Origin of the sequence: Pseudomonas sp. BN414 (genome assembly GCF_029871275.1) — a bacterium.
Taxonomy (GTDB): domain Bacteria; phylum Pseudomonadota; class Gammaproteobacteria; order Pseudomonadales; family Pseudomonadaceae; genus Metapseudomonas; species Metapseudomonas resinovorans_C.
In genome coordinates, this window is sequence record NZ_SSOL01000061.1 from 1 (window position 1) to 11,718 (window position 11,718).

Consider the following 11,718-nt stretch of genomic DNA (forward strand, 5'->3'; position numbering starts at 1 on the left):
GCGGTCACCGCCTGTTCCACCTGCTCGACGCTGCCCTGCGCCTGGCGGTGGCTGCTGTGCATCGAGCCGACCACTTCGCGGGTGCCGTGCTGCAGGCCTTCGATCACCTGGCGGATTTCCTCCACCGAATCCTGGGTGCGCCTGGCCAGGTTGCGCACTTCATCGGCCACCACCGCGAAACCACGTCCGGCCTCGCCGGCCCGCGCCGCCTCGATGGCGGCGTTGAGGGCCAGCAGGTTGGTCTGCTCGGCGATCGCGCGGATCACTTCCAGCACCGAGCCGATCTGCTCGCTGCTGTTGGCCAGTGCCTGCACCTCTTCCATCGCCGCACTCATCTCGCTGGCCAGTTGCTCGATGGCACTGGTGGTCTTGCCGATCACGCCGAGGCCTTCCTGGGTGGCATGGTCGGCGCCGCGGGCGGCTTCGGCGGCCTGGGCGGCGCTGCGGGCGACGTCCTGGGCGGTGGCACTCATCTCGTTGGAGGCGGTGGCCACCTGGTCCACTTCGCGGTACTGCTGCTGCATGCCGGCGCTGGTCTGGCTGGCGATGGCCGCGGACTGGTCGGCGGTGCTGCGGGCGTCCTGCACCGAGCGTTTCACGTCGGCGATGATCGGCTGCAGCTTGTCGAGGAAGCGGTTGAACCAGCCGGCCAGCTCGCCCAGTTCGTCCTGGCGGGCGTAGTCCAGGCGGCGGGTCAGGTCGCCTTCGCCGCTGGCGATGTCCTTGAGCATGCTGGCCACGCCGAGGATCGGCCGGGTCACGCCTCGGGCGGTGAGCCACACCAGCAGCAGGCCGGCGACGGCGGCGGCAACGCCGAACAGCAGTTCCAGCCAGGTGCCCTGGGCATTGCGTGCGTCCAGGTCCTTTTGCAGTTCGAGGGCCGGTGCCAGGAGGGTCGGTATGGGCACGTCGAGGAGCACGGCCCAGGGCTTGGATTCCGGGATCGGCTGCAGCGGCGCGAGTACCTGCAAGTGGTCATTGGCCTGCTGCTCGTGGGCCTTGCCCTCGCGTTGCAGGCCGAGCAGCGCATTGGCTTCGTTCGGGTAGGCCTTGGCCAGGCCCTGGCCGAGCAGGCCGGCATCCGCGCTGTAGCCGGCGAGCAGGCCGGCGGGGCTGAGGATGCTGATGGCCCCCTGCCCGTCGTACAGGCCCTGGCTACCGGCGCTGGCCAGCTGTTGCAGGTTGCTCAGGCTGATATCCATGCCAACCACGGCCAGCATCTTGCCGTCCTCGATCACCGGGAAAGTCAGGGTGGTGATGAGGGTCTTCTGGCCCGAGGCATCGTCGAAGTACGGGTCCAGCAGGCAGGGCTTCAGGGTCTGCTTCGGGCAGTTGAACCAGGTATTGAACGGGCTGCCATCGAGCATCGGGGTCGCATCGCTGATCATCACCTCGGTCGGCGCGAGGCTGCTCAGGCTGCCGCCGCGTTGGGCCCAGTAGGTGGAGAAGCGACCCACCTCGTTGCTGCCCAGTTCGGCGCGGTTGGCGTAAAGGGCGTCGTTGCCGTCGAGCGCGTTCGGCTCGAACACCAGGTAGAGGCTGAGCAGTTGCGGGTTGGCCTGCAGCGCAGCCTTCACCTGCTGATGCAGGTCCTCGCGAAGGGCCTGGCTGTCCAGTTGCAGCTTCTGCGCCTGACGCCGCTGCTGCAGTACCTGGCGGGAGAAGTTGAGGCCGTCCTGATAGGTCGACAGGAAGTAACGCTGGATGGTCAGCGCCTGCACCTTGCCCTCCCCCTCCATGCGCTCCCGGGCCGAAGCTTCCAGCATCTGCGCGCTGTTCGCCTTGACCAGCTCGGTGCCCGCCCCCATGCGATAGAGCGATATGCCGATCAGCACGGCAACGATGGCCAGCAGGCAGAGGCCGGCCAGCAGGGTGATCTTCCACTGAATGGAAAGTCGGTTGAGGGGCATGGGCAAGGGTCCTGTTTACTTCGGATCAGCGATGGGGCGCGGACATGGCGCGCCTTTCTCTATAGCGGCCGAAAACGGCTTCAACTTGAGTCGGGATGAATCAATGAACGGTATTGCCCCGGCGTCGAGCCGGTCCATTTCTTGAAAGCCTTGTAGAAGGCGCTGGTGTCGGCAAAGCCCAGTTCGAAGGCCAGTTCGGTGAAGTTGCCTTCGCCGTGGTCCAGCCGGGCGATGGCAAGGTCCCTGCGGACCTGATCCTTCAGCCCCTGGTAGGACTGCCCTTCCAGGGACAGCTTGCGGCGCAGGGTGGATGGCGCCATGTAGAAGTGGCTGGACAACGCCTCCACATCCGGCCAGCGCTCGGGCTTGATGCTGCGCAGGTAGGCGCGGATGCGCGCCGCCAGGCTCTGCGGGTCGCGATAACGCACCAGGATGTTCGCCGGCAGGCCACCGAGGAAACGCTTGAGGTCGCGAGTGCTGCGGCGCACCGGCAGTTCCAGGCAATCGGCGTTGAACAGCAGTCGGCTCTGCGGACGGGAAAAGCGCAGGTTGGTGCTGAACATCACCCGGTAGTCCTCGATGTAGTCCGGCACCGTGCAGCGCAGGTCGACACCGAGGATGGGAATGCGCCGCCCCGCCAGCCAGCACATCAGGCCGTGAATCATCAGCCACAGGGTGAAATAGCTGAAGGCACGGCATTGCTGGCCTTCGGGCTCATCCAGGGTGATTTCTGCGAGGCCACCCCGCCGTTCCAGACGCGGCGAAAGGCCGTCGAAGACCAGTTCGAGGAAACGCAGGGACAGCTCCAGGGCCGCCCCCACCGTGGGCTCCTTCACCGCCGCACGGGTCATGTAGGCGAAGCTGCCGGACTTCATCCGCCGCGGATTCATGCCGAAGAACTCGTCGTCCATGGTCTGCGCGATGAGCAGCCAGAGCGCGCCATAGAGTTGCGACGACACCCGCCCATAAGGCTTGGCCAGCAGCTCGGCGGGAATGCCGGCCCGGTTCAGCAACCCTGAATCGTCAAAGCCCCGCTGGCGCAATTCCAGCAGGGCTTCGTGGACGAGGCGGACGGAGATGGTGCCTTTCTCGGCGGACGTGCCTGTCATGGGCTCCCTTGGGGCTGATTTCCGGCGATGCGGCATTGTAGGGGCTTTACCTGTGGGGGCGAATTCATTCGCTAAAGGCAGCGCAGCTGCCCCATGGAACTACCAATGGCAGGACTGCGTCCTGCTTCGCGAATGAATTCGCCCCCACAAAAAGAGCGAAGAATGCCCCTGTTTACCGGCCCTACCGAATCGCCGTCACCTTGTCGTCCTTCGGCGGGGTCAGTTCCTCGATGCTGATCTCGCGCATGCGGAACTTCTGGATCTTGCCGGTCACTGTCATCGGGAAGGCATCCACGAAGCGGAAGAAGCGCGGCACCTTGAAGTGGGCGATGCGTTCCTTCGCCCAGGCACGCAGCTCGTCCTCGGTGGCAGTGTGGCCGGGGTGGAACTTGATCCAGGCAACGATCTCTTCGCCGTACTTGCTGCAGGGAATGCCGATCACCTGCACGTCGGCCACAGCCGGGTGGGTGAAGAAGAACTCTTCCAGCTCGCGCGGGTAAACGTTCTCGCCACCGCGAATGATCATGTCCTTGCTGCGGCCAACGATGCAGACGTAGCCGTTCTCGTCCATGGAGGCGAGGTCACCGGTGTGCATCCAGCGCCCCGGGTCGATGGAGTCGGTGGTCGCCTGCGGGTTGTTCCAGTAACCCAGCATCACGCTGTAGCCACGGGTGCAGAGTTCGCCGATCGTGCCGCGCGGGACGATTCTGCCCTCGGCGTCGACGATCTTGCTTTCCAGGTGCGGCTGGGTGCGGCCGACGGTGGTCACGCGCAGTTCCAGTTCGTCGTCCGGACCGGTCTGCATCGACACCGGGCTGGTCTCGGTCATGCCGTAGGCGATCTGCACTTCACTCATGTGCATCTCGTTGATGACACGGCGCATCACCTCGATCGGGCAGGTGGCGCCAGCCATGATGCCGGTGCGCAGGCTGGACAGGTCGAACTCGCCACGCTGCGGATGATCCAGTTCGGCGATGAACATGGTGGGCACGCCGTACAGGGCGGTGGCCTTCTCCTCGGACACGGCTCGCAAGGTGGTTAGCGGATCGAAGGCGTCGCCCGGGTAGATCATGGTGGAGCCGTGGGTCACGCAGCCCAGGTTGCCCATCACCATGCCGAAGCAGTGGTACAGCGGCACGGGGATCACCAGGCGATCCTGCTCGGTCAGGCCGAGGCTCTCACCGACCATGTAGCCGTTATTGAGGATGTTGTAGTGACTGAGGGTGGCGCCCTTGGGGAAGCCTGTGGTGCCGGAGGTGTACTGGATGTTGATGGGGTCGTCGAACTGCAGGGTGGACTGGCGCTCTGCCAGGGCTTCGACACTCACCTCCCCTGCCCGCTGCTGCAGTTCAGCCCAGGGCAGGAACGCGGCCGGCGGCTTGGCGGCGAGGCTGACCACGCCGCGCAGTTCCGGCAGGCGTTCGCAGTTCAGGCTGCCCGGCTCCGCCGCGGCCAGCTCCGGCACCAGGCCGAGGAACATGGCGTGGTAATCGGACGTCTTGAAGGCATCGGCGCAGATCACCCAGCGGCAACCGGATTGTTTGAGCGCGTACTCCAGCTCGTTGCTGCGGTAGGCCGGATTGATATTGACCAGGACGGCGCCGATCTTGGCGCTGGCGAACTGGGTGATGCACCACTCGGCGCAGTTGGGCGCCCAGATACCGAGGCGGTCGCCGCTGTTCAGGCCCAGTGCGAGCAAGGCACGGGCGTGGAGATCCACGGCCTCTGCCAGTTCCTTCCAGCTGTAGCGCAGGCCCTGATGCCTGACTACCAGCGCCTCGCGCTCGGGGAACTTGGCAACGGTGGCATCGAATGCCGCGCCTATGGTCATGGCGAGCAGGTCCTTGTCCTGCCGCCCCCGGGTGTAGCTCTGGTGATTCATGGCTTTCCCTTCTTGTCTTTGTGCTGGGATCGACGCTGATCAACGGGCCTCCAACTACGGCAGAGAGGCCTGGTACGTACTGGGCTTTATTTACCTTTACGTAAACGTAAAGGTAAATAAAGCCGGTTTTCCTGTCTAGTGACTCATCGGTCGGATATGGGTTCGGTTGTCGGGTGCTCGAATGGTTCACCCTCCTTGTGGGGGCGACTTCAGTCGCTAAGGGCAGCGCAGCTGCCCCATCGATTCTGATGGCAGGACTGCGTCCTGCTTAGCGAATGAATTCGCCCCCACAAAGAATCCAATCAAACCCCGCCTTACCTCACAAACACCTGCGTCGTGGTGATCGCCATGTCGCCACCCGGCAGCTTGATGTTCTTGATCTTCTCCAGGCTGTCCGGATCGAACACCGCGATGTCATTGAAGGTGCCGGCCAGGTAGAGCTTGGAGCCCTCGGTATTGAACGCGACGCAGTAGTAGGAGTGATCCAGGTTGGCTGCCTTGATCAGCTTCTGTTCCTTGATGTCGTACTTGGCCAGGCGGTTGAGCACGCCGAACATCTGGTTCGGGTCCTTCGGCGAACGCAGGCCGGTGAAGTACAGCTCGGTCAGCGGCGCGAAGTCCTGGACGGTGGACTTACCGGTCTTCAGGTCGATGCTTACGAAGCCATAGATGAAGTCGGCGGTGGCCAGGTCCTGCTTCTCGTCCTTGAACTTGGCCGTGGTGTAGAGCATCGAGAACTCGTGGTTCGGCGTCTGGTGCGGCCAGAAGTAGAGGACATCCGGCGGGCTGTACAGCGGGCGCTTCCAGTTGCGGCCAGGCACCGCGACTTCGTACTTGCCGGTCTTCACATCCATCTTGTAGATGTCCGGCCCGGCGACGTAGAGGGTCCCGTCGTCGCCCGCGCGCATGAGGTAGATCTGGCGCGGCATCGGGAAGCTGCGCACCGGCTTGGCGTCCAGACCGGCGCTGGTGTCATAGACCTCCAGTCGCGGCTGCTTGACCACGTAATGGTCATTGAGCATTTCGGTCGGATTGACGGTGGTGTAGAGCTCCTTGCCATCCGGGCTGAGGGCGAAGGAGAACATCGAGCGCACCTTCTCCCCTGGCTTTTGCGACAGCTTGGCGTGGAACACCGTCTTGCAGTCGTCCAGGTCGACGCCGTAAAGATCGCCGAAGTGGTTGTTGAGTATGAACGCGGTCTTGCGATCCGGCGCCATCATGGCGGTGCCGGGACCGAAGGCGTCCGGCAGGCGGCAGGTCTTGTACAGGCTGTCGGTGGCCAGATCGACCACGTGCAGGTTGTTCGGGTAGTTGGTGGCGATCATGTATTCATGACCGGCCTTCAGTGCAGGGCCGGATTCGTCCGCAGCCCAGGCATTGATGCCCAGTGCGAGGCCGGCAACAGCGGTCGCCAGGCTGGCGATGGCTTTGAGTTTCATCAGTGTTTCCCTCTTGTTCTTATCGCCGGTCATTTGTCTTTCGGGAATACGGTGCCGAGGTTGCGCCAGTCGTCCATGGAGTTGGTCGCCTGGGCGTTCCAGTCCTGGTAGGTGCTCATCATGTCGGGCACCTGTGCCGGCCACCAGCAAGGGTCGGAGCAGCCATAGAGGTCGGCTTCCATCGGCTGGCAGAGGGAACTCACCCCGCCAAAGGCGTCCACTTCCCAGCCCGGATCGGTGGTGGCCGTGCAACCGGCCACCGCACTCATGGCCACGACTTCTTCGATGCGATCTTCGGCTGCGGCTTTTTCGAGCATTTGCGCTTTGTTGTTGAGCGGCTTCAGATGTTTCATGTCAGTGCGCCTTCCGCGGAGAGATGTAGCTGCTGATGAAGGCCGGATTGACGGCCATGATGCGGCTGTAGACTTCGATGCCGAAGTCCACCCAGTCGCGCATCAGCTCGCAGTAGTGATAGGTCGGGTGAGTAGGATCGCCGTAGCGGGCGTAGCTCTCGTGGTAGCAGCCGCCGGAGCACAGGTTGCGGATGCGGCAGGTGTCGCAGCCGGTGTTGCTGCGGTCCAGGCGCTGGGAGAGGAAGTCGTTCAGTTCGACCTGCTTCACCCCGCTGTGCACGTTGCCGAAGGTCGGCATGCTGGAACCCGTGAAGCGGTGGCAGAGGTTCAGCTCGCCCTTGTGGTCCACCGCCAGCATCTTCAGGCCGGCACCGCAGGGCAGCGCCTTCTTGTGGCCTTCATGAATGTCCGTGATCAGCTGGTGCAGGTTGGAGAAGCCGATGTTGCGGTGCTCCAGCGCGGCTTCCAGGTAGCGACGGCCGAGAGCCTTCATGTTGGCGAAGACCTCCACCAGCTCCTCGCTGGTCAGGTTGTAGTTCGCCATGTCGCCCGAAGTGACCGGCGCGAAGCCGACTTCGGCAAAACCCAGCTCGTTGAACAGGTGGTTCCAGATGGTCTCGACGTCGGTGATGCCGCGGGTCAGGGTCACCCGCGCGCCTACCGGACGGCTGCGATAGCGCGACAGCAGCAGGTCCACCTTGCGCCGCACCACGTCATAGGTGCCCTGCCCGCCCACAGTGATGCGGTTGCGGTCGTGCACCGTCTTCGGCCCGTCGATGCTCACCGATAACCCGAAGCGATGCTTGTTCAGGTAGTCGATGATCTCTTCGGTGAGCAGCGTGGCGTTGGTGGTCATGATGAACTCCACCTGCTTGCCGGCCTCGGCGAAGCGACGCTCGCAGTAGTCCACCATGTGCTCGATCAGAGGACGGTTGGACAGCGGCTCGCCGCCGAAGAAGACCACGCTGTAGCGCTCTTCGTCGGGTGACTCGCGGAGCAGCATTTCCACCGAGGCCTCGGCGGTTTCCGCGCCCATCTTCTTGCCGGCGGAAGGCTTGTCCAGGTCTTCCTTGTAGCAGTAGGTGCAGCTCAGGTTGCAGCCGGTGTTGACGTTCAGCACCACGGTGTTGAGCGCCGTGCGCTCCACTTTGCTGATGCCGATCTCCGGCGTCAGCGGCGAGCCATCGCTCACCACTTCCAGCGCGATCAGCTCGCGCAGGGTTTCATCGATATCCTGGCCGGCGAAGCGCCCGGACAGGCGTTGCACCAGGTCTTCGGACGAGCAGCTCTGCTGACGCAGGGCGTCGATGATGCCACCGGTAACCTCATCGGTAGCGAACAGCGAACTGCTCGGGATATGGAACAGCATGCGGTCGGCATCCACCCGCACTTCGTGCAGGTTGCGTTCGACCAGATTCAAGATTGCGCCCATGGCGACCTCCCGGAATTCTTCCCAATCGTCGTTGCGAATCCGGGCGGGGGCTGCCCCGCCCGAGCCGATACCGCTTACGGGATCGGCGGGTTGTTCCAGCGTTGCACGGTGACGATCAGGTGGCCTTCACCCTTCTGGCCGCCCTCTTCCAGCTGGGCGATCACCTTCAGGTTGCCGGCGTTGTTGGTCATCATCTTGCGCTCCGGGTTCGGACCGGCGCCGCCGGGGATGAACACGCCATCGGCCTGCATCACACCCGCGAACTTCACGTCCTCGTCTTCCTTGGCGCGCTCGTCGAAGGGCTCGACCGACCATTTCGCCGGCAGGTAGCCAATGCGGTACGGCTGGCCATCGGCACCCTTGCCCCAGGCCTCGGCCTCGAAGCGGCCCTGCACCTTGGGCGTGGAGCCGCCGTTCTCGCCAACACGGGCGATGGAGAACTCGGGCACCACCTTCACTTCCGCGATGTCCTTGTAGACCGCGAGGTCGACGCCTTTGAGATCGCCGAGGGCCACGCTGCGCACGCCCGGCGCGGCATCGGCGGCGGCTTTGACTTTGACCCGTACCAGCTTCGGCGTGACTTCCAGCACTTTCACCACTTCGACGCCGGCGCCGAGGTCAGGCGTGCCCTTCAGGCCACTGCCCACCAGGGTCAGCTCGGCTTCGCTACCAGCCTTGATAAAGGCGGGTTGCACGGCCAGCAGCTTGGCATTGCCATCCTTCGCGGCGCTGAAGTCCAGGCCGCGCTCGTCATGCTCGGCCTCGAACATGCGGCCTTTCATTTCGCCGTTGATGGCGGCGAATACCTGGCGCAGGTTGGTCTCGCCGACCTTCACATTGCCGCGCCACTCGTAGCCGTTGTAGAGGATGGCCGAGCCGCTGCCGTTGAACGGCGTGCCGTCGGCATACTGGCCTTTCACGTCAACCTTGAAGGTGTCGCCGGCCTCCAAGGTCACCGTCATCACGCCCCGCACGTCACCCTTGGTGAGCATGTGGCCGCTGAAGCTCCACTGTCCCGGCAGGGCATCAGCCTTGGGCTTGGCCTTCTGCCAGTCGGCCCAGGCCTGGTCTTCCAGCGGGAAGCGCTTGGCCAGTTCCGGCACCATTTCCTTGAGGGCGAGGTCCAGCCAGTCGCGGTCGCGGGCCTGGGCCTGGTATTCGAGGGACGGCCACTGGCCGAGGTGGAAGTTGACCAGGTGTTCCCACTCCTTGGCTGGGCGACGCTGCAGAGCGACGCGAGCACCGGAGTGGCAGCGGCCACAGGTCTGACTCAGTTGATCGTCGAATTTCTCCACCGTGTTCAGGCGACGCTCCATGGCGTAACGCACACCCTCGGTCTCGCTGGGTGCCAGGCCCTGCTTGTCGGCCAGGTACTTGACCAGCGTGCGACGGTCGTCGTCGCTGATCTGCAACCCATGCATCACCTGCATGCGGGCGATGCTCATCAGCCAGCCCTCAGGGGTCTTGCGCTGGTGGCTGATGCGGCTGTAGGTATCGTTGCCCTCGGGGATGTGGCAACCCATGCACTTGGACTTGAGGAGGGCTGGACCCTCCTCGGCTGCATGGGCCTGGGCGAACATGAGGGACGCCATGGCCAGTGCCAGGGTGCCCGCGTGCTGCCGGAGTCGAGTCGTCTTCAAGGTCAGACCTCCACGGTGTTGTTCTTATGATTTGCACCCCACGGCGGAGCGGGTGCAGTTGTCACGGCAAATACATAATGTGTGCCATGCCGGTGAAAGTCCTTTTATAACAACGCTTTAGCCGTAAAACGCAGGCTTGGCAGGGATGCTGGCAGTGGAGCCCGGCGTCTAATTTCGCGACAGACTGTTCCACGCTGAGACTGCACCACCCAGCATCCAGTAAAGGTAGACGGTGCGACTGTTCCAGGCCCGTCTCAGCGAGTCTCAAAGTGCAACAGCGAGAGATTCGGCGACGACCGAAAAACTCCATAAAATTCCTTTTAAATCATTGTCTTATGCGGAATTCACGGGCTTGGCATGGGGGTTGCGAAAGCCAGGTACAACTTCAATGAATAGAGGCTTCCCCCATGCTCGCTGACCTGCCCGTCCTTCCCCAGACCACCGCCTTCCTCAATCGCAAGCTGAAGATGCTGATCGGCGCCGAATGGCAGGACGCCGCCAGCGGCAGCACCATGACTTTCCGCAACCCCGCCAGCGGCGAAGTCCTCGGCAACGTGCCCTCCGCCACCGCCGAGGATGTCGACCGCGCCGTGCAGGCCGCGCGCCAGGCCTTCGATGACTCCGCCTGGAGCCGCATGCGTCCGCGCGAACGGCAGAACCTGCTGTGGCGCCTCGCCGACCTGATGGAGCGCGACGCCCAGGAGCTGGCCGAACTGGAATGCCTGAACAACGGCAAGAGCGCCGCCGTGGCCCACGTCATGGACGTGCAGCTGGCCATCGACTTCCTCCGCTACATGGCCGGCTGGGCCACCAAGATCGAAGGCAGCACGGTCGACGCTTCCCTGCCGCTGATGCCCAATGATCAGTTCCACGGCTTCATCCGCCGCGAAGCGGTGGGCGTGGTCGGCGCCATCGTCGCCTGGAACTTTCCGCTGCTGCTGGCCTGCTGGAAGCTCGGCCCGGCGCTCGCCACCGGCTGCACCGTGATCCTCAAACCCGCCGACGAAACCCCGCTGACCGCCCTCAAGCTGGCCGAGCTGGTGCTGGAAGCCGGCTACCCGGCCGGGGTGTTCAACGTCATCACCGGTACCGGCCTGAATGCCGGCGTCGCCCTCACCCGCCATCCGGGCGTCGACAAGCTGACCTTCACCGGCTCCACCGAAGTCGGCAAGCAGATCGGCAAGGCGGCCATGGACAACATGACCCGCGTGACCCTGGAACTCGGCGGCAAGTCGCCGACCATCGTCATGCCCGACGCCAACCTGCAGGAAGCCGCTGCCGGCGCCGCCAGCGCGATCTTCTTCAACCAGGGCCAGGTCTGCTGCGCCGGCTCGCGCCTGTACGTACACCGCAAGCATTTCGACAACGTGATCGCCGACATCGCCGGCATCGCCAACGGCATGAAGCTCGGCAACGGCCTCGACCCGAGCGTGCAGATGGGCCCGCTGATCTCCGCCAAGCAGCAGGACCGCGTCACCGGCTACATCCAGCTCGGCCGCGAGCTGGGCGCCACCATCGCCTGCGGCGGCGAAGGCTTCGGCCCCGGCTACTTCGTCAAACCGACGGTGATCGTCGACGTCGACCAGCAGCACCGCCTGGTGCAGGAAGAAATCTTCGGCCCGGTGCTGGTGGCGATGCCCTTCGACGACGTCGATGAAGTCATCCGCATGGCCAACGACAACCCCTACGGACTCGGCGCCAGCGTCTGGTCCAACGACCTCGCGGCGGTGCACCGGATGATCCCGCGCATCAAGTCCGGCTCGGTCTGGGTCAACTGCCACAGCGCCCTCGACCCGGCCCTGCCCTTCGGCGGCTACAAGCTCTCCGGCGTCGGCCGCGAAATGGGCGCGGCGGCCATCGAGCACTACACCGAGCTGAAGTCGGTGCTGATCAAGCTCTGAGTGCCCGGACGGCCTTCGCTCTGATGGGTTTCGTACCTCTACCCATCCTACG

At 64.1% G+C, this 11,718-nt stretch carries 8 protein-coding genes; 1 reads left to right on the forward strand and 7 read right to left on the reverse strand.

The window, feature by feature from the left end; genetic code table 11:
- From E8E95_RS12070 to peaA, 7 genes are all read right to left on the reverse strand, one after another.
- Positions 1-1,910: methyl-accepting chemotaxis protein (locus E8E95_RS12070; RefSeq protein ID WP_280350355.1), on the reverse strand; the 1,910-nt coding region annotated here is incomplete at its 3' end.
- An 80-nt stretch (positions 1,911-1,990) separates the two neighbouring features.
- A complete protein-coding gene (locus E8E95_RS12075) occupies positions 1,991-3,019 on the reverse strand; it encodes an AraC family transcriptional regulator (RefSeq protein ID WP_280350359.1) in 1,029 nt (342 codons plus the stop codon).
- A 181-nt stretch (positions 3,020-3,200) separates the two neighbouring features.
- The gene (locus E8E95_RS12080) at positions 3,201-4,901 is read right to left on the reverse strand and encodes an AMP-binding protein (protein ID WP_280350361.1); all 1,701 of its coding nucleotides are present in this window, start codon (positions 4,899-4,901) and stop codon (positions 3,201-3,203) included.
- 314 nt (positions 4,902-5,215) lie between these two features.
- A complete protein-coding gene (gene peaD, locus E8E95_RS12085; protein WP_280350363.1) occupies positions 5,216-6,340 on the reverse strand; it encodes a quinohemoprotein amine dehydrogenase subunit beta in 1,125 nt (374 codons plus the stop codon).
- Between the two features lie 29 nt (positions 6,341-6,369).
- Complete coding sequence (gene qhpC, locus E8E95_RS12090) at positions 6,370-6,693, reverse strand: quinohemoprotein amine dehydrogenase subunit gamma (RefSeq protein WP_077526464.1); 324 nt, start codon at positions 6,691-6,693, stop codon at positions 6,370-6,372.
- A gap of 1 nt (position 6,694) precedes the next feature.
- Complete coding sequence (peaB, locus tag E8E95_RS12095) at positions 6,695-8,125, reverse strand: quinohemoprotein amine dehydrogenase maturation protein (protein WP_280350366.1); 1,431 nt, start codon at positions 8,123-8,125, stop codon at positions 6,695-6,697.
- Positions 8,126-8,199: 74 nt separating this feature from the next.
- On the reverse strand, positions 8,200-9,717 hold the full coding sequence (gene peaA / locus E8E95_RS12100; RefSeq protein ID WP_280350370.1) for a quinohemoprotein amine dehydrogenase subunit alpha: 1,518 nt from the start codon (positions 9,715-9,717) through the stop codon (positions 8,200-8,202).
- Between the two features lie 455 nt (positions 9,718-10,172).
- Between peaA and E8E95_RS12105 the strand changes: the two genes are divergently transcribed.
- Positions 10,173-11,666, forward strand: coding sequence for an aldehyde dehydrogenase family protein (locus tag E8E95_RS12105; protein ID WP_280350368.1), 1,494 nt, complete (start codon positions 10,173-10,175; stop codon positions 11,664-11,666).
- The last annotated feature ends 52 nt before the right edge of the window (positions 11,667-11,718 follow it).

Bases quoted from the DNA above. Each gene is read 5' to 3' on its own strand.
- qhpC (WP_077526464.1), bottom strand. From the start codon at position 6,693: ATGAAACATCTGAAGCCGCTCAACAACAAAGCGCAAATGCTCGAAAAA.
- E8E95_RS12105 (WP_280350368.1), top strand. From the start codon at position 10,173: ATGCTCGCTGACCTGCCCGTCCTTCCCCAGACCACCGCCTTCCTCAAT.
- peaB (WP_280350366.1), bottom strand. From the start codon at position 8,125: ATGGGCGCAATCTTGAATCTGGTCGAACGCAACCTGCACGAAGTGCGG.
- E8E95_RS12080 (WP_280350361.1), bottom strand. From the start codon at position 4,901: ATGAATCACCAGAGCTACACCCGGGGGCGGCAGGACAAGGACCTGCTC.
- E8E95_RS12075 (WP_280350359.1), bottom strand. From the start codon at position 3,019: ATGACAGGCACGTCCGCCGAGAAAGGCACCATCTCCGTCCGCCTCGTC.
- peaD (WP_280350363.1), bottom strand. From the start codon at position 6,340: ATGAAACTCAAAGCCATCGCCAGCCTGGCGACCGCTGTTGCCGGCCTC.
- peaA (WP_280350370.1), bottom strand. From the start codon at position 9,717: ATGGCGTCCCTCATGTTCGCCCAGGCCCATGCAGCCGAGGAGGGTCCA.